The organism is Streptomyces sp. NPDC021019 (assembly GCF_044333295.1).
Classification (GTDB): domain Bacteria; phylum Actinomycetota; class Actinomycetes; order Streptomycetales; family Streptomycetaceae; genus Streptomyces.
On record NZ_JBIRQR010000003.1, the window covers coordinates 1,030,887 to 1,057,470 of the forward strand.

23 protein-coding genes and 2 pseudogenes are annotated in these 26,584 nt (G+C 70.0%); 12 read left to right on the plus strand and 13 right to left on the minus strand.

Features of this window, described 5'->3' with window-relative positions:
- Window positions 1–199: 199 nt before the first annotated feature.
- From araD to ACH4RG_RS22225, 7 genes and pseudogenes are all read right to left on the minus strand, one after another.
- Entirely contained in the window at window positions 200–1,954 is a 1,755-nt protein-coding gene (araD, locus tag ACH4RG_RS22195) for an L-arabinonate dehydratase (RefSeq protein ID WP_397918084.1), read from the minus strand.
- Window positions 1,951–2,853, minus strand: coding sequence for a dihydrodipicolinate synthase family protein (locus ACH4RG_RS22200; protein WP_397918085.1), 903 nt, complete (start codon window positions 2,851–2,853; stop codon window positions 1,951–1,953). The genes araD and ACH4RG_RS22200 overlap by 4 nt, the downstream gene beginning before the upstream one ends.
- A gap of 50 nt (window positions 2,854–2,903) precedes the next feature.
- Window positions 2,904–3,560 carry a GntR family transcriptional regulator gene (locus ACH4RG_RS22205; RefSeq protein WP_397918086.1) on the minus strand — a complete coding sequence of 219 codons (657 nt, stop codon included), beginning with the start codon at window positions 3,558–3,560 and terminating at the stop codon, window positions 2,904–2,906.
- Between the two features lie 563 nt (window positions 3,561–4,123).
- Window positions 4,124–4,558 carry a hypothetical protein gene (locus ACH4RG_RS22210; protein WP_397918135.1) on the minus strand — a complete coding sequence of 145 codons (435 nt, stop codon included), beginning with the start codon at window positions 4,556–4,558 and terminating at the stop codon, window positions 4,124–4,126.
- A 140-nt stretch (window positions 4,559–4,698) separates the two neighbouring features.
- Window positions 4,699–5,298 (minus strand): hypothetical protein, encoded by a 600-nt coding sequence (locus ACH4RG_RS22215; protein ID WP_397918087.1) that lies wholly within the window; start codon window positions 5,296–5,298, stop codon window positions 4,699–4,701.
- Window positions 5,299–5,965: 667 nt separating this feature from the next.
- Window positions 5,966–6,880, minus strand: a complete 915-nt coding sequence (locus ACH4RG_RS22220) for an ABC transporter ATP-binding protein (RefSeq protein WP_397918088.1) — start codon at window positions 6,878–6,880, stop codon at window positions 5,966–5,968.
- A 70-nt stretch (window positions 6,881–6,950) separates the two neighbouring features.
- Window positions 6,951–7,832, minus strand: a pseudogene (locus tag ACH4RG_RS22225) (hypothetical protein); the annotation flags it as partial.
- 104 nt (window positions 7,833–7,936) lie between these two features.
- Here ACH4RG_RS22225 and ACH4RG_RS22230 point away from each other — a divergent pair.
- Both ACH4RG_RS22230 and rfbA read left to right on the plus strand, forming a co-directional pair.
- Window positions 7,937–8,291: pseudogene (locus ACH4RG_RS22230) on the plus strand (transposase family protein); the annotation flags it as partial.
- A 223-nt stretch (window positions 8,292–8,514) separates the two neighbouring features.
- Window positions 8,515–9,390 carry a glucose-1-phosphate thymidylyltransferase RfbA gene (rfbA, locus tag ACH4RG_RS22235; protein ID WP_397925825.1) on the plus strand — a complete coding sequence of 292 codons (876 nt, stop codon included), beginning with the start codon at window positions 8,515–8,517 and terminating at the stop codon, window positions 9,388–9,390.
- A 382-nt stretch (window positions 9,391–9,772) separates the two neighbouring features.
- On the opposite strand, the gene ACH4RG_RS22240 is transcribed toward rfbA, so the two are convergent.
- From ACH4RG_RS22240 to ACH4RG_RS22255, 4 genes are read right to left on the minus strand one after another with little or no spacing between them, the layout of a single operon-like run.
- The gene (locus tag ACH4RG_RS22240) at window positions 9,773–10,786 is read right to left on the minus strand and encodes a Gfo/Idh/MocA family protein (protein ID WP_398540015.1); all 1,014 of its coding nucleotides are present in this window, start codon (window positions 10,784–10,786) and stop codon (window positions 9,773–9,775) included.
- Window positions 10,783–11,892 carry a DegT/DnrJ/EryC1/StrS family aminotransferase gene (locus ACH4RG_RS22245; protein WP_398540016.1) on the minus strand — a complete coding sequence of 370 codons (1,110 nt, stop codon included), beginning with the start codon at window positions 11,890–11,892 and terminating at the stop codon, window positions 10,783–10,785. Before ACH4RG_RS22245 ends, ACH4RG_RS22240 begins: the two co-directional genes overlap by 4 nt.
- Window positions 11,893–11,941: 49 nt before the next feature.
- Window positions 11,942–12,652, minus strand: coding sequence for a class I SAM-dependent methyltransferase (locus tag ACH4RG_RS22250; RefSeq protein WP_397925831.1), 711 nt, complete (start codon window positions 12,650–12,652; stop codon window positions 11,942–11,944).
- A 36-nt stretch (window positions 12,653–12,688) separates the two neighbouring features.
- Complete coding sequence (locus ACH4RG_RS22255; RefSeq protein ID WP_397925833.1) at window positions 12,689–13,468, minus strand: cyclase family protein; 780 nt, start codon at window positions 13,466–13,468, stop codon at window positions 12,689–12,691.
- 189 nt (window positions 13,469–13,657) lie between these two features.
- Between ACH4RG_RS22255 and ACH4RG_RS22260 the strand changes: the two genes are divergently transcribed.
- The 3 genes from ACH4RG_RS22260 to ACH4RG_RS22270 all read left to right on the plus strand — a co-directional run bounded on the left by ACH4RG_RS22260 (window position 13,658) and on the right by ACH4RG_RS22270 (window position 15,555).
- On the plus strand, window positions 13,658–14,101 hold the full coding sequence (locus ACH4RG_RS22260; protein WP_397925835.1) for a nuclear transport factor 2 family protein: 444 nt from the start codon (window positions 13,658–13,660) through the stop codon (window positions 14,099–14,101).
- 56 nt (window positions 14,102–14,157) lie between these two features.
- On the plus strand, window positions 14,158–15,090 hold the full coding sequence (locus ACH4RG_RS22265) for an NAD-dependent epimerase/dehydratase family protein (protein WP_397925837.1): 933 nt from the start codon (window positions 14,158–14,160) through the stop codon (window positions 15,088–15,090).
- Window positions 15,091–15,297: 207 nt separating this feature from the next.
- Window positions 15,298–15,555, plus strand: a complete 258-nt coding sequence (locus ACH4RG_RS22270; protein WP_397925839.1) for a phosphopantetheine-binding protein — start codon at window positions 15,298–15,300, stop codon at window positions 15,553–15,555.
- 16 nt (window positions 15,556–15,571) lie between these two features.
- Here ACH4RG_RS22270 and ACH4RG_RS22275 read toward each other — a convergent pair whose 3' ends face one another.
- Window positions 15,572–16,291 (minus strand): class I SAM-dependent methyltransferase, encoded by a 720-nt coding sequence (locus ACH4RG_RS22275; protein WP_397925841.1) that lies wholly within the window; start codon window positions 16,289–16,291, stop codon window positions 15,572–15,574.
- 222 nt (window positions 16,292–16,513) lie between these two features.
- Between ACH4RG_RS22275 and ACH4RG_RS22280 the strand changes: the two genes are divergently transcribed.
- The 4 genes from ACH4RG_RS22280 (at window position 16,514) to ACH4RG_RS22295 (ending at window position 22,110) form a co-directional block, all read left to right on the plus strand.
- Window positions 16,514–17,740, plus strand: a complete 1,227-nt coding sequence (locus tag ACH4RG_RS22280; protein ID WP_397925843.1) for an aromatic ring-hydroxylating dioxygenase subunit alpha — start codon at window positions 16,514–16,516, stop codon at window positions 17,738–17,740.
- Window positions 17,741–17,806: 66 nt separating this feature from the next.
- Window positions 17,807–19,024 (plus strand): methyltransferase domain-containing protein, encoded by a 1,218-nt coding sequence (locus tag ACH4RG_RS22285; protein WP_397925845.1) that lies wholly within the window; start codon window positions 17,807–17,809, stop codon window positions 19,022–19,024.
- 48 nt (window positions 19,025–19,072) lie between these two features.
- Entirely contained in the window at window positions 19,073–20,497 is a 1,425-nt protein-coding gene (locus tag ACH4RG_RS22290; RefSeq protein ID WP_397932679.1) for an activator-dependent family glycosyltransferase, read from the plus strand.
- Window positions 20,488–22,110, plus strand: a complete 1,623-nt coding sequence (locus ACH4RG_RS22295; RefSeq protein WP_397925849.1) for an FAD-binding oxidoreductase — start codon at window positions 20,488–20,490, stop codon at window positions 22,108–22,110. Before ACH4RG_RS22290 ends, ACH4RG_RS22295 begins: the two co-directional genes overlap by 10 nt.
- A gap of 43 nt (window positions 22,111–22,153) precedes the next feature.
- Here ACH4RG_RS22295 and ACH4RG_RS22300 read toward each other — a convergent pair whose 3' ends face one another.
- The gene (locus ACH4RG_RS22300) at window positions 22,154–23,272 is read right to left on the minus strand and encodes a glycosyltransferase (protein ID WP_397925851.1); all 1,119 of its coding nucleotides are present in this window, start codon (window positions 23,270–23,272) and stop codon (window positions 22,154–22,156) included.
- A 194-nt stretch (window positions 23,273–23,466) separates the two neighbouring features.
- Here ACH4RG_RS22300 and ACH4RG_RS22305 point away from each other — a divergent pair, with 194 nt between their 5' ends.
- Genes ACH4RG_RS22305 through ACH4RG_RS22315 form a run of 3 tightly spaced genes read left to right on the plus strand, consistent with a single transcriptional unit; the run spans window position 23,467 to window position 26,545 of the window.
- Window positions 23,467–24,237: an NAD-dependent epimerase/dehydratase family protein gene (locus ACH4RG_RS22305; RefSeq protein WP_397925853.1), complete on the plus strand. Its 771-nt coding sequence runs from the start codon at window positions 23,467–23,469 to the stop codon at window positions 24,235–24,237.
- Window positions 24,234–25,469: an acyl-CoA dehydrogenase family protein gene (locus tag ACH4RG_RS22310; RefSeq protein WP_397925855.1), complete on the plus strand. Its 1,236-nt coding sequence runs from the start codon at window positions 24,234–24,236 to the stop codon at window positions 25,467–25,469. The genes ACH4RG_RS22305 and ACH4RG_RS22310 overlap by 4 nt, the downstream gene beginning before the upstream one ends.
- Window positions 25,466–26,545: a methyltransferase gene (locus tag ACH4RG_RS22315; protein ID WP_398163094.1), complete on the plus strand. Its 1,080-nt coding sequence runs from the start codon at window positions 25,466–25,468 to the stop codon at window positions 26,543–26,545. The genes ACH4RG_RS22310 and ACH4RG_RS22315 overlap by 4 nt, the downstream gene beginning before the upstream one ends.
- The last annotated feature ends 39 nt before the right edge of the window (window positions 26,546–26,584 follow it).

Genomic DNA, 26,584 nt, shown 5'->3' on the forward strand with positions numbered 1-26,584 from the left:
GACGCGTCTCCGATCTCTGGGAGGTGCTGGATGCGCTGGACGTCTGTGCCTGTCGGCCATTGGTGGTGAAAGCGCTTGCCATGAGGAGCTGGAGCGACCCGGGGGGTCGAGGTGCAGAGGGGGGTCCCCCGGTTTCGCCCTCGTACTGGCACGGGCACGTGTACGGTCGCGGGACCCGCGTACGGTCGCGGGACCCGGTTCATCCCGCGTACGGGTCGGGCACCTCTCCCTCCCGGGCCAGGAACGCGAAGTCGCATCCGGTGTCGGCCTGGGTGATCTGGTCCTGGTACAGCGCCCCGTAGCCCCGCCCGTAGCGGGCGGGCGGCGGGGACCAGGCGGCCCTGCGCCGCTCCAGTTCCGCGTCGTCGACATCGAGCCGCAGGAGCCGGGCCTCGACGTCCAGCGTGATGAGGTCGCCGGTGCGGACCAGGGCGAGCGGGCCGCCGACGAAGGACTCGGGCGCGATGTGCAGGACACACGCCCCGTAACTGGTGCCGCTCATCCGCGCGTCGGAGATCCGCACCATGTCCCGCACTCCCTGCTTCAGGAGGTAGTCGGGGATCGGCAGCATGCCGTACTCGGGCATGCCGGGGCCGCCCTGGGGCCCGGCGTTGCGCAGCACGAGCACATGGTCCGGAGTGAGGTCCAGGGCCGGGTCGTTGATCGTGCGCTGGAGCTCGCGGTAGTCGTCGAAGACGACGGCGGGCCCGGTGTGGCGCAGCAGGCGCGGCTCGGCCGCGATGTGCTTGATGACGGCCCCGTCGGGACAGAGGTTGCCGCGCAGCACCGCCACCCCGCCCTCCCCGGCCAGCGGGTCGGAGCGCTCGCGGATGACGTCGCTGTTGTGGACGGGGGCCCCGTCGAGCTGCTCGCGCAGGGTGGCGTGCGCGACCGTGGGCCGGTCCAGATGCAGTACGTCGGTGAGCCGCCCGAGAAAGCCGGGCAGACCGCCCGCGAAGTGGAAGTCCTCCATCAGGTACCGCCCGCCGGGCCGGAGGTCGGCGAGGACCGGCACCGTACGGGCGATCCGGTCGAAGTCGTCCAGGGTGAGCTTCACGCCGGACCGGCCCGCCATCGCGATCAGATGGATCACGGCGTTGGTGGAGCCGCCGAGCGCGAGCACCGTGGCGACGGCGTCCTCGTACGCCTGAGGCGTCAGGATCTGCGACAACGTCACCTGCCGCAAGACGAGGTCGACGATCCGCAGCCCCGAAGCAGCGGCCATCCGCTCGTGCCCCGAGTCGACGGCCGGTATGGACGAGGCGCCCGGCAGGGTGACCCCCAGCACCTCGGCGGCGGCGGTCAGCGTGGAGGCGGTGCCCATCGTCATGCAGTGACCGGGGGAGCGGGCCAGACCGTTCTCCAGCTCGGCCATCTCGCAGTCACCGATGTTCCCGGCCCGCCGCTCGTCCCAGTACTTCCACATGTCCGTGCCGGAGCCGAGGACCTCGTTGCGCCAGTGCCCGGGCAGCATCGGCCCGGCGGGCACGAAGACGGTCGGCAGGTCCACCGAGGCGGCGCCCATCAGCAGCGCGGGCGTCGACTTGTCGCATCCGCCCAGCAGTACGGCCCCGTCGACGGGGTAGGAGCGCAGCAGCTCCTCGGTCTCCATCGCCAGCAGGTTGCGGTAGAGCATCGGGGTCGGCTTCTGGAAGGTCTCCGAGAGGGTGGAGACCGGAAACTCCAGCGGGAACCCGCCCGCCTGCCAGACCCCCCGCTTGACCGCCTGTGCCCGTTCGCGCAGGTGGGTGTGGCACGGGTTGATGTCGGACCAGGTGTTGAGCACCGCGATGACCGGCTTGCCGAGGTGTTCCTCGGGGAGGTAGCCGAGCTGACGGGTGCGGGCCCGGTGGCTGAAGGACCGCAGCCCGTCGGTGCCGAACCACCGGTGGCTGCGCAGCTCCTCGGGAGCGATACGGCCGGTTCCCGGACCCCGGGGGGACGTGTCGGTCACAGGGACCACTCGGCTGTCAGACCGGCGACCTCGGCGCGCCGGGCCTCGGGCAGGACCCGGCTCGGAGCGCGTACATCGCGGCGGCAGAGCCCCAGCGCGGACAGGGCTTCCTTCACGACGGTGACGTTGTCGGCGGACTGCTCCGCTGCGCGGAGCTCCTCGAAGCGGCGGATGCGCTCCCAGACCTTCATCGCCGCGACGTAGTCCCCGACCCGCAGCGCCTCCAGCATGTCGAGGGAGACGGACGGGGCCACGTTGACGAGACCGGAGGTGAAGCCGGTGGCGCCGGTGGCGAAGTAGGAGGGGGCGTACAGCTCCGCGAGGCCGGCGATCCAGACGAAGCGCTCCAGGCCGGCGTCCCGGGCGAAGGCGCCGAAGCGGGCCGCGTCCGGGACCGCGTACTTCACGCCGACGACGTTGGGGCAGGCGTCGGCGAGTTCCGCGAGCCGCTCGCCGGCCAGCAGCGGGCTGCGGACGTAGGGGACGACGCCGAGCTGCGGCACGGCCTCGGCGATCGACCGGTGGTAGTCGACCCACCCCTCCTGTGCGACGTACGGGTGCACCGGCTGGTGCACCATCACCATCGCCGCACCGGCCTCGGCGGCGTGCTCGGCCGCGGCCACCGCGGTCGGCACGTCGTGACCGACGCCCACCAGGACGGTGGCGCGCCCCGCGGCCTCCTCGACGGTCAGCTCGGTGACGAGGCGCCGCTCGTCGGGGGTGAGGGCGTAGAACTCCCCGGTGTTGCCGTTCGGGGTGACGGTGCGGACGCCGCCGTCGAGCAGCCTGCGCATCAGGGCGCGGTGGGTCGCGGTGTCGATGCTCCCGTCCTCGGCGAACGGCGTCACCGGGATCGCCACGACGTCTGCGAGGGCCGCCTTGAGCGGTGAGTGGTCCATGCGGACTGGCCTTTCTTCGAGGTGCTGGTGGAGCGTGCCCAGCGGGTGGTTCACGCGGCGTCGCCCCCGTCTTCGTCGTCGGGGAAGGCGCGGCGCACGAACGACGCGATGTGGTGGTGCAGGGCCCCGGCGGCGGCCTCCGCGTCATCGGCGAGGGCGAGCCGCAGGATCTCGCGGTGCTCGGCCGCCTCGCGCTCCCAGGACGGGACGGCCGACCAGGCCACGGTCGACACGAGCGCCGCCTGGTCGCGGACCTCGTCGAGCATCCGGGAGAGCAGAGGGTTGCCGCAGGGCAGGTAAAGGGCCCGGTGGAAGTCCCTGTTGGCCAGTGACCTGTCCGCCGTGTCGGCCGCCGAGTCGGCCCGTTCCAGGGCCTCCTGGGCCGCCTCCAACGAGGCGCCCCGGGTGATGGAGCGGCGCAGCGCCTCCGGTTCCAGCAGAAGGCGCACGTCGTACACCTCCCTGGCCATGGTCGCGTCGACGAGCCGCACGGTGACGCCCTTGTACTGGCTCATCACCACGAGTCCGGTGCCCGCGAGCGTCTTGAGCGCCTCGCGGACGGGAGTCTTCGACACCCCGAACTGCGCGGCCAGTTCGGTCTCCACCAGCGCCTGTCCCGGTTGCAGCTGCGCGGTGAGGATGGCGTGCTTGATGGCCTCCAGCACGTACTGGGTCCGGGACGGGATCGGGGCAGGGGCGAAGGTCATGGGTGACGGGCTCTCACATCTCGCGTATCGCGTCTCATATATGACGTACGAAGTACGACGCGATGAAACTAGGGCCACGTGGAATGTTTCGTCAACGCTTCCGACCGAAGAACTTCCCCGGTCCGCGCACCACTTGACGCCCCCGGTGGGCGTGCCGGCCCCTCCGGGTGGCCCCGCGAGCTGGGATCACCGACGACGGCTCGGGCTTCGTGACGGAGGACTCCCACGGCTTCGGGCTGCACGGAACGCGCAAGCGCCTGGCGGGCTCGGCGGCGAGCTCACCGCCACCGGTTCGGCCGGCGGCGGGGCGGTACCCGCGCCCTCGCCATGGTTCCCCCGGCGTTGCAGGGCTGAGATGGCCTACTGGCCCACAGCGGAGAAGCGGCTCCGGATCCCTGTGGCGGATGATCACACGGTCATGCGTGCCGGGGTCGTCACCCTGCTGGCGAACGAACCCACCATCGAGAACGAACCGACCATCGAGATCGTCGGCGAGGCCGAGGGCGGCCGGGCTGCCGTCCATCGCTGCGTCCGCCGACCGCGACCTCGGCGACGGTCTGGCGTCAGGCGGTGTCGGCATGAGGGGTACCGGCTTCGCTGAGCGGGAGCCGCGAGTGGACCGAGGAATCGTGCGGGAGGGGGAGTTCCCGGTGTGGCGGCAACGCGCCCAGGCTCATCCTGTCGAGGGCTTTCACGCCGCCCGGCGGCATCTGCTGCACCGCCAGAAGATCGATCCGCTCCCGTACGGACCAGTCGCACCACTGCCTGGGCGTCGGCGGCCCGTCGGTGTTGCTGGTGGCCGCACGCGGCTCAACCGCGCGTTCCGGCACCTGCGGGCCTTCAGGGAGGAACCGCGGTGCCGACAACACCGCGTGAGCGCTCACCGGGCTGCGGTGCCGGCCAGGGCCCATCGGGACCGCAACGCGGGGACAGCGGCCATCAGGCAACAGCACCAGTACGCCGACGACAGTCGTCCAGGGAACGAGCACCATCGGCATGGCCAGCGGTGTTCCGGCGTCGAGTCCTGTCGGCCGCACGTCGAGAGCGCCGGGCGGAGGGGAGGCGCTCGCTCCACGATGAAGAGCCCGTCAGCGTACTGACGGGCTCTCACTGCATTCGGAGCTAACCTGCCATCAGGTCAGATCGTCGGCGTCTCGTCGATGATCTCCTTGTGCGGTTCGACGACGAACTTCCAGCCCTCGCTGGGCTCGAGGAACCGCACCCGAGTCGGGAAGATGTCCAGAGCGCGACGGTCGCGGTTCTGGCCGTTCGCGTTCTTGCGTCCCCGGGCCGGCTCCTCGTACAGGTCGACCTTGACGTTCGGTACTTCGACGACTTCTTCGCTCCACCGCTGGACGATCCCCGCGCCGAATGCTTCGCGGGCCGCGGAATAGAGACCTTCCAGGGATTCCTTGCTTCCGCCGGGAACGAAGAGGGCCAGGTTCAGAAGAACGCCGGCGCTCTGGAGAACCTCGATTGCCTCCCCTGCCTTGTCTGCGATCCAGATGCCGCCCTCTTCGGCACTGTCGGGGAGGACATGAACCTCCTCGCCGAATGTCGTCCGTACCGTGAAGGACCCACCCTCAAAGCTCTTTCCCGATTTCGTAAGGAAAGCTGGTGCGTAGCAGTCGGGAGAAACGCCATCCATGCTTGCCCGGACGAAGACACCGTCCTGGGGGCCCAAACCTGAAGTCTCCTCGGCTGTAAGACGCCGAGCCGTAAGCTTCTCGGTATTCACGCCATTCCCCTTTTATTGCGTCGTTCTGATAAATCATCAAGACTCTATCACGCAAAGGAGGTGAAGGCTGCCCTCAGGTGTCTCATGCCGACAATGAAGCCAGTCATGGAATCGGTCGGCAGATGGGTCGTCCGTAGTCTATATGTATACGCCCAGACAAAAGGGGAATCGATGTCGCTGGATGACAACTCCCGCCGAAAGCAACGTGCCGCTGAGCGTGTGAACCATTCCACTCTCCGAGTGTCGGCATCCAGCTCGAGGTCGACGTCAACCGCCTCGGTGGTTCGCCGGATCCACGCCGGCAGGGGGCATGTGTTTGGTGAAGGTCGGAGGCCGGCAGGTAGGTGCAGGTGGTCGAGGGTGGGGCCGAGCTGTAGGGGCGGGCATGGTCAGGTCACGATCGAGCTCGCGGCAGATGAGGCGCTGGTGCTGTCGCATTGGCTGGAGAGCCGTCACGTGACGGGCCTCAGTCAACGAGTACAGAGACGGGTCGTGGACCGGACCTGTTCCGGGACGGCGATTTCCCCATCCATACGCTGACCTACGTGCGGGATCTGTGTCCCGCTCAAGCGCCTCAGCAGGCCGATGCGCGGAGTCACCTGTTCCCGGGCGGGCGGCTACGCGGGGCAGGCTGGCAGCCGGTCGGCCGCCGCCCCTGCCCGCCGGTTCAGGCCGGGGAGGCGTCGCCCGCGGTCGCCGACTGCCACGCGGCGTACGGCTCCGCGTACCGGCCGGGGCGTGCCGCCAGCTCCTCGTGCGTGTTCTGTTGGACGATGCGTCCGGCATCGAAGACCAGCACCCGGTCGGCCGTCTCGGCGGTGGAGAGCCGGTGTGCCACCGAGACGGCGGTACGGCCCCGGGTGGCGGTCTCCAGGGCCCGCTGGAGGCGCTGCTCGGTCGCCGGGTCGACGGCCGAGGTCGCCTCGTCGAGTACGAGCAGGTCCGGGTCGGCCAGGTACGCGCGGGCCGGCGCCACCAGTTGGCGCTCGCCCGCCGACAGCGCCTCGCCGCGTGGTCCGGCCTCGGTGTCCACGTCGTGCGGGAGGGACTCGACCCAGCCGGTCAACCCGAGATCGGCGAGCGCGCCGCGGACCGCGTCGTCGCCGACGTCGGGGCGGCCGTAGCGGATGTTCTCCCCGACGGTGGTGTTGAAGAGGAAGCCGTCCTGCGGCACCATCACCACCCGCCGCCGCAGCGAGGCCAGGGGCACGTCCGTCAGCGGGACCCCGCCCAGCACCACCCGGCCCGAGGTCGGATCGGCCAGCCTGGTCAGCAGTTTGACGAAGGCCGACTTACCCGAACCCGTCTCGCCGACCACAGCGACCCGGCTGCGCGGGGCGATCTCCACCGAGACCCCGTGCAGCACGTGCAGCACACGCGCGCCGTCGGGGTAGGCGTACTCCACCTCCTCGAAGCCAACCCCCACCGGGCCCGGCGCCAGCTCCACGCCCCTCTCGCCCGGGTTCTCGACCTCGCGCGGCGCCTCGATGACGGCAAGCGTCCGGCGCAGCCCGGCGAGCGCGTTCTGGAGCTCGTTGAGCACCTCGGTGCTCATCTGCGCCGGACCGATGAAGAGCGTCACCAGGAACCAGGAAGAGGAAGGCCAGCGACTCTCCCGCTGTCATGTGGCCATTGACGCCCAACACCACCCCGAAGCTGACCACCGCACCGATGGCCGGCGCCGCCGCGATCTCGCCGCTGGAGAGGGTGACGGTCACCAGCCGCTGGGCCCTGCCCTGCTCCCTGCGGTGCTCCTCCACCGCCGTGTCGGTACGTCGGCCGATCAGTCCGGAGGCATTGTGCGCGCGGATCACGGCCGTCCCGGCGACGGCCTCGCCGGTGGTGGTGAGCATCGCGCCGGCACGGGTCCGGACATTGGCGTAGCGGAAGGAGAGCTGGTTCTGCAACCTCGGCAGGATCAGCGCCAACGGCAGGAAGACCGCCCATACCGTCAGGGCCAGCGCCCAGGAGTGGCCGAACATCACGGCGCTGCCCACCGGCAGTTGGCAGCCGCTGATCAACAGCATGCCGCCGAACTGGAGGAAGATGCTGAACTGGTCCACGTCGCTGGTTCCCCTGGCCACCAGATCGCCGCACTGCTCGCCGCCGAGCGCGGGCCCGGACAGGGGTCGTGCACCCGCCGGAACGCCTTCTTGCGCATCTTCGCGAGCGCCGCCTTCACTTCCCCGTAGAGCAGGTGGCTCATCCGGTAGGTGACCCACGCCGTTGCCGACGAAGCGGCGGTCTGTGCGCGGTGGCAGGGTTCCGGCCACCGCGCAGCCGGTCGGCCAGGTCGGGAATGCGCAGCCCCGCCCGGTACCCGGAAGCATGCAATTGATCAAAAGCGCTGGTCGGCCGAACGTGGAGGGGTATTTCGTCGCGTTCAACGCCTTCAGTTCGGATCTCCTGTCCGGTATGACGAGCGGCCCTCTTTCTGGCGGTCGTGTCGACCGTGACGGCGGTACGGACACGCCGGGGGGTTCTGTTGTTGCCGGTGTCACGATGGATCGTGACATGTGAAGGGTCGCGGCCATTGCTCCCGGCGACCCATGAGACACGGAGTCTTTTCCAGCCTGACAGTGCTGGTCGTGCGTCGGACAGAGCGGTGGAACAACGAAGCTCCTGGTAGACGGGTTCTCTCGCTCTGGCCCATCCGCGATGCGGTGACACCTACGCCCGGTTCGCCGCCGGGTTCGGTATCGGCGTCGCAACCGTGTACCGCTACATACGCGAGGCCGTCGATGTGCTGGCCGCCCTCCCGCCCTGGCCGAGGCGATGGGCATAGCCCGGACCAAGGCGTTCGTGATCCTGGACGGCTCACCGGCGCCAGCCTCAAATGCTGGGCCTACTAGGCGAATCAAGGTGCCGGCGAGTCCATCCGAGTACCCTTCCGCGGCCGTCGGCTCAAGCGGTGGCAGCGCAGCCGCAACACCACACACGCCAAGATCCGCTGCCTCGGCGAGCAGGCCGTGGCCGTCCTGAAGGGCTGGCGACGGCGCTCTCTACGACGGGTTGAACTGCGGTCGGATCGAGGTGGATCGGCTGCGCTCCGACCTGGCCGCTCTGCCCTGTCAAGGATGAACGACGGCCGGATCGTGCTCGCGATGGACATCAGGGTGCGAGTGGTGCTTGAGGCTTTTGCGAGGGGTTGGGGTGATGCTGTGGTTTCCGGGGTGGGGGTGTTTCGGTGGTGTTTTGTTGTGGGAGGTGGGTTTGGTGAAGGGTATTGTTCTGGCGGGTGGTTCCGGGGTGAGGCTTTATCCGGTTACTCGTGCGGTGTCGAAGCAGTTGTTGCCTGTGGGTGGGAAGCCGATGGTTTATTATCCGTTGTCGGTTCTTATGCTTGCGGGTGTGAGGGATGTTTTGGTTATCGCGACGCCTCATGATGTGCCGCGTTTTCGTTTTCTTCTGGGTGATGGTTCCCGGTTGGGGATGAATATTAGTTATGCGGAGCAGGTTGTGCCGGCTGGTATTGCCGAGGCTTTGGTTATTGGTGCCGGTCATGTGGGTTCGGATACGGTCGCGTTGGTTTTGGGTGACAATATTTTTCATGGGCCTCGGTTTTCTGATGTGTTGGCCCGGGAGTCGCGGGATGTGCGGGGTTGCGTGTTGTTCGGGTATCCGGTGCATGATCCGCAGCGGTACGGGGTCGGGGAGGCCGATGGTGAGGGCCGGCTTGTCTCTATCGAGGAGAAGCCGGTACGGCCGCGGTCGAACCGTGCGATCACGGGCCTGTACTTCTACGACGACCGGGCGGTCGGTGTCGCGAAGAATGTCATGCCGTCGGCTCGGGGAGAGTTGGAGATCACCGAGGTGAACCGGTTTTACGTGGAGCGGGGTGAGGCCAGGCTGGTGGATCTGGGCCGGGGGTTTGCCTGGCTTGATACGGGGACACCGGAATCGCTTCTCCAGGCCAGTCAGTACGTGGGCACCTTGGAGGAACGCCAGGGTTGCCGTATCGCGTGCATCGAGGAGGTTGCGCTGCGGATGGGGTTCATCGATGCCGAGGCGTGCCACCGGCTGGGCGAGGAGAGCAGCGGGTCGAGTTACGGGCAGTACGTCATGTCGATTGCGCGGGAGGGGCTGGTCTGAGGTGCACCGGCTGGGCGGGGGTGTGGCGGGTCGGGTTACGGGCGGTACGTCATGTCGATTGCGCGGGAGGGGCTGGTCTGAGGTGTACCGGCTGGGCGGGGGTGTGGCGGGTCGGGTTACGGGCGGTGGGTTGTGGGGGTTGCCGGGGTGGGGCTGGTCTGAGGTTCACCGGTTGGGCGGGGGTGTGGCGGGTCGGGTTGTGGGCGGTGGGTTGTGGGGGTTGCCGGGGTGGGGCTGGTCTGAGGTGCACCGGCTGGGCGGGGGTGTGGCGGGTCGGGTTGTGGGCGGTGGGTTGTGGGGGTTGCCGGGGTGGGGCTGGTCTGAGGTGTACCGGCTGGGCGGGGGGCGAGCTGCGGGTCGGGTTGTGGGTGGTGGGGGTGGGTCAGTTGGTGGTGATTCTGGCGATGTTGCGGATGTCTTCTGCGAGTTGTGCCTGGAGCAGTGATTCGGTTTCGCCGAGTGGTCCGTTTCGGCCGGTGAGGACGGCGTCGGTGAAGGCGGTCAGTGCGTTGTGTACCTGGTGGTCCGCGGGCGTCGTCAGCTCGGTCAGCCGGTCTTGTTGCTGGAGCCGGATGACGGGTTTGAGGTGTTCGGGTGGGGTGTAGGCCCGCTCGGCCGAGAGTTGTCCCTGGCCGCCCCAGAGTGTGTAGCGGGACCGGTAGGAGTGCCGGAAGCCGTAGGCGAGTTGTGCCGCGGTGCCGTCGGGGGCGGACAGCAGGACGGTGCCGGCGACGTCGACGCCGGTCGCGCTGTCGACCCGGAGGGTGGCCGCCAGTACCTCGGGTTTGCCGGGCAGGTACATCTGTACCGTCCGTAGCGGGTAGACACCGACGTCCAGCAGGGCGCCGCCGCCGAGGGAGGGGGCGTAGCGGAATCCGGTGGGGTCCAGGGGTGGCACGCCGAACGAGGCGGACAGGACTTCCAGTTCGCCGATGGCTCCCTCGTCGAGGAGTGACTGGACGGCGGTGTGCTGGGAGTGGTGGAGGAACATGTAGTTCTCGGTGAGGATCCGGCGGTGGTGCCGTGCGAGTTCCATCAGTTCGGCGGTCTCCGCCCGGGTCGTGCAGAGCGGTTTCTCGCACAGTACGTGCTTGCCCGCCAGCATGGCCTCGGCGACCTGCTCGAAGTGGAGCGCGGGCGGGAGGGGGATGTACACCGCGTCGATGTCGTCGCGTTTCAGGAGGGTGCGGTAGCCCTTGACGCCGGCGCAGCCGAACCGGGCGGCGACCCGTTCCGCCTTGGCGGCGTCCCGGCTGGCCACGGCGACGAGCCGGGCCGAATCGGCCGCCGCGATGGCCGGGAGCATCCGGCGCAGCGCGATGTCCGCGCAGCCGAGCACGCCCATGCGGACCGGGCTGCCCGCGGGGCCGTCCCGCCCGGTGGGGACAGGGCTCACAGTGCCGCCAGGACGTCGCGGAGTGCGCCGATGACTTTGTCCTGTACCGCCGGGTCCAGTGAGGGGTACATGGGGAGCGAGAAGATTTCCTGGGCCGCTGTCTCGGTGACGGGCAGGGCCCCTCGGGTGTATCCGAGGTGGGCGAAGCCTGTCATGGTGTGGACCGGCCAGGGGTAGCTGATGTTGAGTGAGATGTCGTAGGCCTTCAGTGCCTCGATGATGCGGTCGCGCTGCGGGTGGCGTACGACGTAGAGGTAGTAGACGTGGTCGTTGCCGGGCGCGGTCGAGGGCAGTGCCAGACCGGTGCCGGCGAGTCCCTCGGCGTAGCGGCGGGCCACCGCGCGCCGCCCGTGGATGTACGTGTCGAGTCTGCGCAGTTTGCGGCGCAGGATTTCCGCGTGGAGTTCGTCCAGGCGGCTGTTGTGCCCCGGTGTCTGGATGACGTAGTACTGCTCCTCCATGCCGTAGTAGCGCAGCCGCCGGAGGCTGGCGTCCACTTCGGGGTCGGAGGTCAGGACGGCACCGCCGTCGCCGTACGCCCCGAGTACTTTGGTGGGGTAGAAGGAGAACGCGGCCGCGGCCCCCCACGTGCCGGCGAGCTGCCCGCCGCGGCGGGCGCCGTGGGCCTGCGCGCAGTCCTCCAGGACCAGCAGGCCGTGCTCGTCGGCCACGGCCCGCAACGCCGTCATGTCGACGCACTGGCCGTAGAGATGCACCGGGAGCAGGCATGTGGTGCGCGCGGTGACAGCGGCGGCCACCTGCTCGATGTCCATCAGGTACGTGTCGGGGTGGACATCGACGAAGACGGGCGTCGCTCCCACCGCGTCGATGGCCACCACGGTCGGCGCCGCGGTGTTGGAGACGGTGATCACTTCGTCGCCCGGGCCCACGCCGACCGCCTGAAGTCCCAGTTTGATCGCGTTGGTGCCGTTGTCGACTCCCACGGCGTGGCCGGCGCCGTGGTAGGCGGCGAACTCTTCCTCGAAGCCGCGCCCGCTGGCGCCGAGCACGAGCTGTCCGGACCGCAGCACGGTCTCGATCGCGTCGTGGATGTCCTCCCGCTCGTTGTCGTACTCGCGCAGGTAGTCCCATACGTAAGTGGTCATGGGCGAGTCACTGTCTCCGCTCGTCTCGGGGGATGCGCCTGGCTGGGGCTCACTGCCGTACGCCGACGAACAGGCCGCGGCCGGTCGGGTCGCCGGGGAGGAACTCCGCGGTGCACCCCGCGTCGGTGAACGCCGCGAGGTACTCGTCCTTGGTGAAGAGGGTGAGCACGTCGGTCTCGGTGAACTCCCTGATGCCGTCGCGGTCGCCGACCAGGAAACGTACCTCCATCCTGGTCGCGCGGCCCTGGAGGGTCGAGTGCGAGATCCGGGCCACGGTACGGCCGTTCTCCCGGCCGAGGTCACCCGCGACGTAGCCCTCGGCATGGTTCTCGGGGAACCACCACGGCTCGATGACGAGCACACCGCCCGGGCGCAGGTGGCGGGCCATCGACCGTACCGCCGTCCGCATGTCGGACACCGTGCCCAGGTAGCCGATGGCGCAGAACATGCACACGACCGCGTCGAAGGTGCGGCCGAGGTCGAAGGCGCGCATGTCGCCCGGGTGCACGGTCACCTCCGGCAGCCGTTTGCGCGCCAGTTCCCGCATGGGGTCGGCGATCTCCACGCCCTCGGTGTGCTTGAACAGCGTGGTGAAGGTTTCCAGGTGCGCCCCGGTGCCGCACGCCACGTCGAGCAGGGAGTCCGCCTCCGGGCACCGCGTCCGCACCAGTTCCGTGACGTGGGCGGCCTCCGCCGGCCAGTCCTTGCCCCGGCTGCGGTAGAAGATCTCGTAGACCTCCGCCAGTTCCTGTCCGTACATCTGCTCTCCTGTCGAGGTCGGTCCAAGGACGCCCGGTCACTCCTGGACCATGGCGACCGCCCTGGTCCAGCCCGCTCCCGCTCCCGCGATCTTCACGGGGAAGCACATGACGGTGAACCCGTAGGGGGCGGGCAGGGCGTCGAGGTTCGCCAGCCGCTCGACCTGGCAGTACTCCCGGTCGCGGCCGGCGAAGTGGGCCGGCCACAGCACCGAGGGGTCCCCCGTGCTCCGGTAGCGCCCGATGATGTCGGTGAACGGGGCGTCCAGGCTGAAGGCGTCCGTCCCGATCACCCGCACCCCCAGGTCCAGCAGCAGATGCACGGCCGCCCCGTCCAGCCCGGTGAACTCGGTGAAGTACTCCGGGGTGCCCGCCCGCGACGGGGCGCCCGTGTGCAGCAGGACGATGTCCAGCGGCGCCGGGGCGCGGCCGATCCGCTCGAACTCCTTCTCCAGCCGCTGCGCGCCCACGACGCCGGCCGGCGCGTCGGTGAGGTCGAGCACGATCCCCGGGCTGCAGAACCATTCCAGCGGCATCCGGTCGATGTGTCTCGGTGTGCCGTCGCCGTACCCGGCCCGGGAGCCGTAGTGCGACGGCGCGTCGACATGCGTGCCGGTGTGCGAGGTCAGCGTTATCCGGTCGAGCGACAGGAACTCCCCGTCGGGCAGCTCGTCCGGGTCGAACGCGAGCCGGAAGTGCTTCTGCATCTCCGCGCTCATGTGCTCCGCCCCCTGACGGGGCGTCAGTACTTCGTGTATCACGGGATCCGGTTCATAGGCCGTGGCATCCACCGCCGATGACAGGTCGATCAGGCGCACACGGGCCTCCCACTGCCGGTACCTGCGGCTTGCGCCGACGAGCCCCATCGTGTTCCGTGCGGACGGAGAAGCGCTCAAACCTCGCTCGGCCCCCGCACATCGGCTTCGAGCCGATGTCGAACGGTGTCGGGAATCGTTCGCGGGTACCGCCTGTTCGGATGCGAACGGGACCAGCCTGAGGAGGACGCGGTGGCAGTGACCACGGGGATCTCGTCGTCGGTCGAGTCCGTCTACGCCGAAGTGCAGCAGTTCTACGCCCGCCACATGCATCTGCTGGACTCCGGGGACGGCGAGGGATGGGCGCTGACCTTCACCGAGGACGGCTCGTTCGCGCCGCCCTCGCTGCCGGAACCCGTCGTGGGCCGGGACGCCCTGGCCACCGGGGTCAACCAGGCCGCCGCGGAGCTGTCCCGGGCCGGCGAGGTGCACAGGCACCTGCTCAGCATGGTGTCGGTCGAGCCGCGCGAGGACGGCGGACTGGGCGTCCGTTCCTACGCGCAGATCATCGCCACGCCCCGGAGCGGCAGCCCCCGGCTCCATCTGATGTGCGTGTGTGACGACGTGCTGGTGCGGGTGGAGGGCGAACTGAAGGTGCGCGAGCGCCGGGTGACACGTGACGACCGGCGCCCGTGACCCGCGAGCCGAAAAGAATCCGGACGGCCCGGGGCGGCCAGGAGAGGAAGGGTGCGGTGGAGGCGAGTGACGTGAGCCGGCCCGGCACGGTCGCCGTGCTGGGCGCGACCGGCGGCATCGGACGACAGGTGAGCGCGGCGTTCGCCCGCGCGGGACACGAGGTTCTCGGCGTGGCCCGGCACCGCGCACCGCACGCCGCCGGCCGCCCCTTCGTCCCCCTGGACGTGGCATCGGCGGATCCGGCCGAGATCACCGCACTCCTCGCCTCGCGAAAGGCGCAGATCGTGGTCAACGCCACGGGCGGCTGGGCGGTGACCGAGGAGGCGATGCACCACGCCCATGTGCGGCTGGTGGACCGGATGCTCGCCGGAGTCGCGGCGCTGCCCGCCCGCCCGCGCGTCGTCCACATCGGCAGCATCCACGAGTACGGTTTCGTGCCGCCCGGCACCAGCATCGACGAGTCGTCCCCCCCGGACCCGAGCACCCCGTACGCCCGTACGAAACTGGCCGGCTCACAGGCCGTACTGGAGGCGGCCCGCACCGGGGACGTCGACGGGGTCGTGCTGCGCGCCGTCAACGTCTGCGGGCCCTACCCGTCGCAGGCGAGCTTCCTGGGCGCCTTGCTGCACCGGCTGCGCAAAGCGGCGCCGGGGGAGCGGCTGGAGCTGATGATCGCGGACGCCGCCCGCGACTACATCGACGTACGCGACGTCGCCTCGGCGGTCCTGCGGGCCGCGCACGGGGCAGCTCCCGGCGCGGTGTTCAACATCGGGCGCGGCGAAGCACCGACGATGCGTGCACTGGTGACGACCCTGGTCGAGGTGGCCGGATTCCCGCCCGGGACGGTCAAGGAGACCGGCGGCCCGGTCGAGAGCAAGGGCGGCGGCTGGACCAAGGCCGACATCCGCCACGCGGAACGGGCGCTGGGCTGGCGCCCGGCCATCGGGCTGCGCGACTCCCTGCGCGACATGTGGGAGGCGGCGGGCTGAACTCCCGCCCCCCTCCCGACACCCGTCATGGGGGAGGCGGCGGGCTGAACTCCCGCCCCCCTCCCGACACCCGTCATGGGGGAGGCGGCGGGCTGAACTCCCGCCCCCCTCCCGACACCCGTCATGGGGGAGGCGGCGGGCTGAACCCCCGCCCCCCTCACCGCTCGGTGACGAGCGCTTCTTCCCCTGCGAACTGAGAGGTGTGTGATGAGCGAACTCACCCTGCCGGACCTGGTCGAAATATTCCGGCAGTGCGCCGGCGAGGCGGAGGGAGCCGGCCTGCGGAGCGAGGATGCCGGCGACATCGAACTGCTTGCCCTGGGGTACGACTCGCTCGCCCTGCTGGAGGCGATCAGCCAGGTCGAGCGGAAGTACTCGATCGGGATGCCGGACGCGGAGACCCGGATCCGGACGCTCAACCAGTTTCTCGACCAGGCCAACGAGCAACTGGCCCGACGGCCCTGACCTCCGGCCCGCCAGGTCAGCCGCCGGACCGGACACCGACGAACAGGCCGCGGCCGGCGGGCTCGACGGGGACGTAGTCCACGCCGAAACCGGCGGCCGCGAACGCCCCCTCGTACTGCGCCCGCGAGAACAGGCCGATCAGGTGCGTCTCATGGAAGTGCTGCACCCCCGACGCACCGTCGGCGACCAGATAGTGCACATTCATCCGGGACGCCGCCCCCTCCCGCACGGAATGGGAGACCCGCGACACGGTCCGCTCCCCGACGGTCACCGTGCTGCCGGCGACATGACCGTGCCGGTACGTCTCGGGGAACCACCACGGATCCACGGCCAGCACCCCACCGGGCGTCAGATGCCGGGCGAACCGCCGCAGCGCACCGGCCAGCGCGGACTCCGTCAGCAGATAGCCGATCGAGCCGAACATGCAGGTGATGACGTCGAAGGTACGGCCGAGACAGAAGGAGCGCATATCGCCCACATGTACAGGGACACGCGGCAGCGCCGCGCGTGCCAACCGGGCCATCGGCTCCGACAGCTCCAGCCCGGCCACTTCGCCGAACAGCCCCTCGAAGCAGCGCAGATGCGCCCCGGTGCCGCAGGCCACGTCGAGAAGGGCGGCGGCATCCGGCCTGCGCTTCCTCACCTGCCGCTCGACCTCCGCCGCCTCCCGCAGATAGTCCTTGCCCCGGCCCCGGTGGACCAGCTCGTAGATCCCGGCGAGTTCGGCTCCGTACACGGCGACCTCATTCATGACATGCCCGGCAAGAGGCAGGGGCGGCGGGCAGGGCCCGGAAGCACCGATCGTCGGGCCGCCTGCTAGTGGAACGCCGGAGACCGGCTGGACATGCGGGGCCCGGGCCCCGCACGGCCACCAGGCGCGCAGTCGAGCCGGGTTCGAATCCGCTTTGCCACGGTCGGGGCGACCAGGTACCCGCGGCACAGGCAGGGGAGTCCCACCGTGAGCACAGGCGTGAGCACAGGCCCGACCGCCGGCGAGAACCACCCCCCCACACCGTGCGGCGGTCACGACGGTACGCCCGGCGGCGGCGAGGTCGCCGCGCTCCTGGACGAGCTGCGCCGCTACCTGGACCGGGCACCCCAGCTCAGCCTCCCGCCGCGCGCGTTCACCTCACCCGGGCTGTACGACCTCGAACGCACCCGCGTCTTCGCACGCTCCTGGGTGCTCATCGCCCACCGCGACGACCTCGCCGAGCCGAACAGCTACCTCTCGGTCGACATCGCGGGCGAACAGGTGGTGGTCACCCGCGACGCGGACGGCGTACTGCACGGCCTGTCACCGATCTGCCGGCACCGGATGATGCCGCTCGTCGAACCCGGCGCCGCCGGCAGCACCCCGTCCTTCACCTGCCGGTACCACCTCTGGAAGTACGGACTCGACGGCCGGCTCATCGGCGCCACCCACATGCGCAAGAACCCCGACTTCGACCCCGGCAGCTGCCGGCTGCCCGCCTTCGCGGTGGAGGAGTGGCACGGCTTCGTGTACGTGAACCTCGACGCGGCCGCCGCCCCCCTCACCCCCCAACTGGCCCGCATATCGAAAGACCTGACGAACTACCGGCTCGACGGCATGGCGCAGCTCGGATCCTGGAGCGAGGAATGGGCCTGCAACTGGAAAATCGCCGTGGAGAACGCCCACGAGAACTACCACGTGATGGGCTTCCACCCGCAGACCCTCCAGCCCTCGACACCCGGCGGGTCCGACACCGACGTACGGGTCGACTCCCCGTGGGCCCTGCGTCTGCTCATACCGTTCACCGAGCCGCAGGAGACCCACGCCCTGCCGCTGACCGCCCAGGAGAAGGCCCACATGTACGGGTTCTTCGTCTTCCCCGGGGCAAGCCTCGCCGCGGCCGGCGAGATGATCATCTGGCTCAGCCTCATCCCGCAGACGATCGACCGGACACTGGTCCGCGGCGGGATCCTCGTACCGCGCGCCGCGCTGGAAGGCGCCGACCTCGACGAGATGCGCCGCCAGGCCCAGTCATACGCCGGCATGATCAACAGCGAGGACCGGGACGGCCTGGAGGCCGTACAACGAGCGGTGGGCTCACGCTTCGCCGGCCGCGGCCATCTGAGCCCCAAGGAACCCGGCGTCGTGGCCTTCTACCAGAGCCTGGCCAGGGCCCTGCTGCGCGACGACGACGACTGGCCCGGAGCCCTGTGAGCCACCGGACCCCACCCGTACGCCAAGACGAACGCTCCACATCACTCGAGGGAGAGGGCTTCCACCATGCTCAGTTGTCGGATCTGCGGCGGTCGGCTGCACGAGTTCATGGACTTCGGCCGGCAACCGCTCTCCAGCGGACTCCTGGAACCCGAGTACCCCGGCGACGAATTCTTCTTCCGGCTGGCCGTCGGCGTATGCGGAGACTGCACCATGGTCCAGCTCACCGAGGAAGTGCCCCGCCACCTCATGTTCAACGGCCACTACCCGTACCTCTCCTCCGGATCCTCCGTCATGCGCAAACACTTCGAGGCGACCGCACAGCACTTCCTGGAGACCGAACTCAACGGAAAGGACGCCTTCCTGGTCGAGGTGGGCTGCAACGACGGCGTCATGCTCCGCACCGTGGCCGAGGCCGGAGTCCGGCACCTCGGCGTCGAACCGTCCAACAGCGTGGCCGACCTGGCACGCCGCCAGGGCGCACGGGTCACCACCGAGTTCTTCCAGGAATCCACGGCCACCGACATCCGCAAGACCGACGGCCACGCACAGGTCATCTTCGCCGCCAACACCATCTGCCACATCCCCTACCTCGACTCCATCTTCAAAGGCGTCGACGCACTCCTCGCACCGGACGGAGTGTTCGTCTTCGAGGACCCCTACCTCGCCGACATCGTCGACCTCACCGCCTTCGACCAGATCTACGACGAGCACTACTACTTCTTCTCCGTCTCCTCCGTGAGCGCCATGGTCGAACGGTTCGGCTTCGAACTGGTCGACGTGGAACGCCTCCCCGTCCACGGCGGCGAAGTCCGCTACACCATCGCCCGCACAGGACGGCGCACCCCCACCCCGGCAGTCGCCCAACTGCTGCGCCAGGAACAGCAGCGCGGCCTGTCGGAACTGGAAAGCCTCAAAAGATTCGTCGGCCTCGTTCAGCGGGCCCGGGACGAACTGCTCACCCTGCTCCGCACGCTGCGGGCCGACGGCCGCACGGTCGCCGGCTACGGGGCCACCGCCAAGAGCGCCACCGTCACCAACTACTGCGGCATCGGACCCGACCTCGTCCCCTTCATCTCCGACACCACCCCCAACAAACAGGGACGGCTGACACCGGGCACACACATACCGGTGCGGTCCCGTGAGGAATTCGAGAACCCCTACCCCGACTACGCCGTGCTCTTCGCCTGGAACCACGCCGAGGAGATCATCGCCAAGGAACAGCAGTTCCGGGACGCGGGCGGCAAATGGATCCTCTACGTCCCCAAGGTCCACATGGTGTGAAAACCCCGCGCTCCCGCTTTGACCACGCCAGCCGAAGAAGGGTGCCCGATGAGGGTCCTGTTCACCACACACACCGCGAAATCCCACCTCTTCGCGCAGGTCACGCTGGCGTGGGCACTCCGGGCAGCCGGCCACGAAGTCCACATCGCCGGCCAGCCCGACCTCGCCGACGACATCACAGGCACCGGCCTGACCGCCGTGACGGCCGGCGCCCCCCTCGATCTGACGACACAGATGGAATCGTACGAGACCAACGACAACCCCGGCGGACCCGGTGACACCGGGCAGGACCCGGGAGCCCGGCACGAGGCCGACGGCGCGGACGACCACCGCGCCGTCGCCGAACGCTTCGAGTACTGGACGGACATGACCGAGATCCGCCCGGAGAAACTGACCTACACATACATGCACGGCGTCTTCACCGCCATGACCACACACGTCTTCCAGCAGTACTCCGCCCCCGCGATGATCGACGACCTGGTGCGCCACGCCCGGTGGTGGCAACCGGACCTGGTCCTCTGGGACCCGCTCACCTTCGCCGGCCCCATCGCCGCCCGGGCCAGCGGCGCGGCCCACGCCCGGCTCCTGTTCGGCCTGGACCTCATCGGCCGGATGCGCGAGCCCTACCTCGACGCGGTGCGCCGGCTGCCCCCGGGACAACGGGAGGACCCGATGGAGGAGTGGCTGGGCTGGACCATGCGACGGTACGGCGGAGAGTTCGGCGAGGACCTCGTCACAGGGCAGCGCACCATCGACCCCCTGCCCCCGTCCCTGAGCTTCCCGGCCACCACCGACCGCCTGCCCATGCGGACCGTGACCCACAACGGCAGCTCCGTCCTGTCCGACTGGCTCCGCGAACCACGCGAGCGCACAAGGGTCTGCCTGACGCTCGGCGTCTCGCACCGTGAACTGCTCGGAGCCGACCGGATACCCCTCGGCGAGGTGTTCGCGGCCCTGGCCACAGAGGACATCGAGGTGGTGGCCACCTTGGACAGAACCCAGCTCGCGTCCGTCACCGACCTGCCGGACAACGTCCGCGTCGTGGACTTCGTCCCCCTGGAGACACTGCTGCCCAGCTGCTCCGCGGTGATCCACCACGGCGGCGCGGGCACCTTCAACACCGCCCTGAGCTGCGGCACGCCGCAGCTGATCCTGCCCGACGGGGTGTGGGACACCGACCACAAGGCACGCCTGCTGGAAGAACACGGAGCCGGGCTCCGGGTCGCCGAACCGGAACGGGCCGACGCCGCGACGCTCCGCACCATGCTCAGACGGCTGCTGGAGGAACGCTCCTTCACCGATGCCGCCACCGCACTGCGCCGGGAGACGATGGACATGCCCGCCCCCAGCGCCGTCGTGCCGCTCCTCGAAGAGCTGGCGCAGACCGGCCGACGCGGCACCGCACAGAACCCGCACCGACCTGACGCCCCGAAACACCGGGCGGCCCACAACGAGACGGGACCGTGGCAGTGAAGGATCTCTCACGCCGTACATTCCTCGCGGGCAGCGCCGCGGCCGGCGGCACCGCGGCACTGCACCGTGCCGCAACCGCGGCGGCCGCGGAAACCGAACCCCATGACTGCCTCCCGGCACCCCCGGCCAAGGACATCGGCCCGCACGACCCGCGCTACGCCGAACTCAACGCCAGAGGCTACAACGGCCGCTTCTCCGGCCACCCGGAGTCCATCCGCCTGGTCCACCGCGCCGACCACGTGGTCAGCGCGGTCGACCAGGCACTGCGGACGCGCAGACGCATCGTCGTCCGCAGCGGCGGACACTGCTTCGAGGACTTCGTCGACGACCCGGCCGTACAGGTCCTCGTCGACGTCTCCGAGATGAAGTCCGTCCGCTACGACCCGGCGCACCGCGCCTTCGCCATCGAATCCGGCGCCACACTCCAAGACGTCTACCGCACCCTCTACCTCGGCTGGGGCGTCACCATACCGGCCGGCGCCTGCCCCAGCGTCGGCGCCGGCGGCCACATCGCGGGCGGCGGATACGGCGGACTCTCCCGCCACCACGGCCTCGTCGCCGACCACCTCCACGGCGTCGAGGTGGTCGTCGCCGACCGGCGCGGGCGAGCACGCCTGGTGCTCGCCACCCGCGACCCCGCCGACCCCCACCACGACCTGTGGTGGGCCCACACCGGCGGAGGCGGCGGGAACTTCGGCATCGTCACCCGCTACCTGATGCGCTCACCCGGCGCACGCGGCGCCGACCCCACCACCCTGCTTCCCCGCCCGCCGGCGACACTACGATCCCTCACCATCGGCTGGTCATGGGCGGACATGACCGAGTCCGCGTTCGTACAGATCCTGCGCAACCACGGCAGCTGGCACGAGAAGGAGTCCGGCACCGCCTCCCGCTACGCACCGCTCAGCAGCTGGCTCATCCTCAGCCACCGGGCGTCAGGACGCTTCACCCTCGTGGCCAACGTGGACGGCTCCCTGCCGCACGGCAGGAAACTGCTCGACGAGTACGTCACAGCGATCACCGCGAACACCGGTGTCCGCCACGACACCGAGGAATCCACCACACCGTGGATGAAGTCCACCCTGACCGCCGACCCGTACGCCGGCGGCAGATACCCCTTCAAGGCCAAGGCCGCCCTCCTGCGCACGGCCTGGACGCGGAAACAGATCCGTACCCTCCACCGCTACCTGACCCGGGGCGGGGACGAACACCAGGCATCGGCCGTATACCTCTCCACCCTCGGCGGCAGGATCAACACCGTACCCGCGACCGCGACCGCCATCCCGCACCGCGACTGCCTGTTCAGCGCCACGTACGAGACCTCATGGTGGCCCGGCGTCGACGGCGACGCCCAGCTGACCTGGGTACGCGATCTGTACCGGGACGTGTACGCCGACACCGGCGGCGTCCCCGTACCCGGCGCGGCCAACGGCGGCGCCTACATCAACTACCCCGACACCGACCTGACCGACCCCCGGTGGAACACCTCCGGGGTGCCGTGGCACACCCTCTACTACCGGGACAACTACCCGCGACTTCAGCGCGTCAAGGCACGCTGGGACCCCGCGAACGTGTTCCGCCACGCCATGTCCGTCCGGCCACCGGCCCCCTGACACACCACCGGCACCAACCGCCCGCCCGGACCCACCCCGCCCCTCACACCAGCGACTCCAGCCGCCCGACCAGCGCGGCGGGAGACGGCATCGCCGCGGTCTCCTCACGCACCTCGGCCGCAGCCCGGCGCAGCCCCTCGTCCTCCAGCAGGACGCGGAACTCCGCCGCGCCGACGGTCTCGGCCGCCGCCCCCACCGCGATGCCCCGCTCGACGACCGCACGCTCGTTGTCCTTCTGGTCAGGACTGAGCGGCATCACACACTGCGGCACCCCCAGAGCCATCGCCACCGCCGAGGTGCCCGACCCGCCATGGTGGATCAGCCCGCGGCAGGTCGCCAGCAGAGGCGCGAGGGACAGCCAGTCCACCGTCCGCACGTTGGCAGGCAGTTCACCCAGGAGCGACGGATCACCGCCGCCCAGGGTGACCACGAACTCCGCGTCCGTGCCCCCCGCCGCGGCGACGAGCGGCGCCAGCACCGCCAGGCCACCCCAGAGACCGGCGATCGAGCCCAGCGTGACCGCGATCCTGGGACGCCGCGGCGGCTCCAGCAGCCACCCCGGCAACTCACCGTCGCCGTTGAAGGGCACATAGCGCACCGGTACGTCGCCGGCCCCGCGCACCCGCTCCGGAAGCAGCCCCAGCAGGCTCTGCGGCATCGAGTTGAGCCGGAAACCGGGCACCGGCCCCGGCGCCACGCCGTGCCGCAGATAATGCTCCTTCATGTGGTCGCGCAGCAGACCACCGATGCGCGGCGCGCTGTCGGCCGGCCCCGTGACCACGGACACCGCCGGCACTCCGAGCACGCCCGCCGCCAGCGGACCGGCACCCTGCAGAGGCGAATGCACGATCAGATCCGCCGACCAGGCCCGGGCGACCTCCACGACCCGGTCGACGGTGACACCCGAAACCTTCGCGAAGAGCGCGGAGACGAACTCATCCCCACCGTCGACACTGAAATCGATCTCCTCGGGCCGGAACACCGCCGCGTAGTCGAGCCCAGGAGTCACATCGATGACATTGACACCGGCGGCGGCCACCGACCCGACATCTCCGCCCTGGGCGTACAGCACGTCGTGACCCGATGAGGCCAGCGCATGCGCCAGGGGCACAGTGGGGAAAATGTGCCCCAGCCCGGGAGAACTGACGAACAGAACGCGCATGGGAACTCCTCGCGCCACCAGAGGGATGAGGTAGGAGACGCCACCTTCCCCCCGCACCCTTGAAGGCGCGCGGAGCCTTGTTGAACCGCCTCTCCGACCAGCCCTCGCCCAGCTGTCCGAGCACCTTCGAGTCTCCCTCGACACCCGGCTGCGAAGGTCGGTGCCCCCAGCGAGCCGAAGGACTGCCTTGTCAGATGGAGATCATCGGGAACGGGTTCCTCGCACGACATCTCACACCGCTCTCGGCCGGGCACCCCAGAGCCACCGTGCTGGCAGCGGGCGTGCCCACCCACCCGCTGCCCGACGCCGAACACCGGCGTGAGACCAGACTCGTCGACGACACGATCCGGCACTGCCTGGGACGCGACCGCACACTCGTCTTCTTCTCCACCGCCAGCATGTACGGCGGGCCCGGAGGCCCGGGCGACGAGGACGGCCCCCCGACCGCCTCCACCCGCTACGGCCAGCACAAGCTGGACCTCGAACGGACGATCAAGGCCTCCGGGGTCCGCTACCTCATCCTGCGCCTGGGCTACGTACTGGGCCCCGACGAACCCGGCTTCCGCCTCCTCGCCGCGCTCACCGCCCAGGTGCTGGCCGGCCGGGTGCGCGTCCAGCGCGGGGCACGCCGCGACATGCTCCATGTGACGGACTTCGTCACCGTCGTGGACGCACTGCTCCGCACCCAAGTGCGCGACGAGACCGTGAACGTCGCCTCCGGGGACTGCGTCGAGGTCGCCACCATCGTGCGCCATCTCGAACACCGCCTCGGAGTCCAGGCCCACTGGCAGGTCACCGACGACAGCATCCAGCACTGCCCCTCGGTACACAAACTGCGACGGCTGGTTCCCGAAGTCGACCGGCTGGGACTGGGGCCCGGCTATCACCAAACCGCCATCGACCGCTACCTGATGGCGGCGCGCCCCGCAGACGTCGTCCGGACGGAAAGGACGAAACATTCATGACGGACCAGGCCGACAGCACGCACAGGGCAATGGCGGGCGCCCTCACCGAACCCCTCACCCCCCAGGGCCACGCCCTGCTGGAGATCCTGGACAGGCACCTGCCGGGCATGGCATCCGGCACCACCGCACACGACCGCGACGGCACCTTCCCACTCGACGTCTTCCAGCGCCTGGGCGACGACGGCGTACTCGGCGCGACCGTGCCACCGGAACTCGGCGGACTGGGCGTGAGCAGCGTCCACGACGTCTGCCTCGCCGTGAAGCGGATCGCCGAGACCGACGCGTCCGTCGCCCTGTCGCTGCACATGCAGTTCAGCCGCGGCATCACCATGTCGTACGAGCGTGAGCACGGCACCGGCACCGGACCCGCCCTCGCCGAGCGGCTGCTCAGGCTGATGGGCACCAAGAAAGCCCTGATCAGCGGCGCCCTGAAGGACGCCGGCGTCACCACCGAACTCGTCCCGGCAGCCGACGGCGGCTGGCGGCTGACAGGACGGAAGATCCTGGTCAGCATGGCCCCCTTCGCCACACACTTCGTCGTCGCGGCACAGACCCGCCCCACCTCCGGCAACCCTTTGACCGCCTCCGCCTTCCTGCCCGCCGGCACCCCCGGCCTGAAAGCACCCGACAACTGGAACGGCATGGGCATGCGGGCCTCCGCCAGCACCGAGGTCCTCCTCCAGGACTGCCCCGTCCCGGCGTCCGACGTCTTCGTGCGCGGACCGGCCGGCGTCCGCAACGACGCCGCCATGGCGGGCCAGACCGTCAGCTCGATCGGACTGCTCGGCGTGTACGCCGGCATCGCACAGGCGGCACGCGACTTCACCGTCACGGGCATCGCCCGGCACGGCGGAGAGCCGGCCGCCGCGGTCCGCACCCTGATAGCCGAACTCGACGTGAAGCTGTACACGCTGCGCACCGCGCTCGCGGCGGCACTGGCCCACACCGACCATCACGCCCACCGCACGACGGGCGACCCGGACGAACGCGGCCGGCTGATGATGGCTCCCTTCCAGTACGCGAAGCTCATCGTCAACCGCACCGCGGCCAGCATCGTCGAGGACTGCATGACCCTGGTCGGCGGGGCCTCCTTCACCGCCGACCACCCCCTGTCCCGCCACTACCGCGACGTCCGTGCGGGCTGGTTCATGCAGCCCTTCACCTACGCCGACGCCATCGACCACCTGAGCGCCCACGCGCTCGGCACGGACACGGCAGGCGGTACGCCGTGAGCGCCACGAACGGCCCGCCGGCCGACGACGGCACAGACACGGACGAACGGCCCGTCGACGCCCTGGTACGGATGTCGAACCTGGTGACCCCGATGGCCCTGCGGGTCGCGGCGACCCTGCACCTGGTCGACCACCTGCGCGCGGGCACCACGGACCCCCAGGCCCTCGCCGACGCCACCGGAGCGGACGCCGACGCGTTGGCACGGCTGATGCGGCACCTGGCGGCAGCCGGCGTCCTGGAGGAGACCACCCCCGGCCGCTACACCCCCACCCCCCTGGGCGACCTGCTCGCCGACGACGACCCCTCCCGCCAGCGTTCCTGGCTCGACCTCGACCAGGCGGTCGGCCGCGCGGACCTGACATTCCTCGGCCTGCGCGAGGCCGTCCGCACCGGGCGCCCGCAGTACGAGGCCCACTACGGCAAACCGTTCTGGACCGACCTGTCCGAGAACGAAGGACTCGGAGCCTCCTTCGACACACTGATGACGACACGGGAGGACACGGCCTTCGCCGCCCCCGTCGCCGCCTACGACTGGAGCCGGGCACAGCACGTACTGGACGTCGGCGGCGCCCCCGGCGGCCTGCTCAGCGCGATCCTGCGGGCCGCGCCCCAGGCCCGCGGCACCCTGCTGGACCTGCCCGGGGCGGCGGCACGGGCGCGCGAGCGCGTCGCGGCGGCCACCATGGGCGGCCGTATCGACGTCGTCAGCGGCGACTTCTTCGACGAACTGCCGGTGTCCGCCGATGTCGTGGTCCTGTCGTTCGTTCTCCTCAACTGGCCGGACACGGACGCGCTGCGGATCCTGGGGCGCTGCCGTGACGCCCTGCGGCCCGGCGGCCGGATCCTCCTGCTGGAGAGAGCGCAGGCACCCTCCGGCGGAACGCGGACCTCCGACCTCTACTTCAGCGTGCTGGACATGCGCATGCTGGTGTTCCTCGGCGGCCGGACCCGCACCGACCGCGAGTGGGCCGGCCTGGCCGGCGCCGCCGGCCTCGACATCGTCTCAAGGACCGGACCCCTGGCCTCACCCAACGTGCCGCTGGACTCCTGCCTCTGGGAACTGGCACCGCGCTGATCCCGTCCCCGCACCACGACCGCCGATCAACGGAACCAA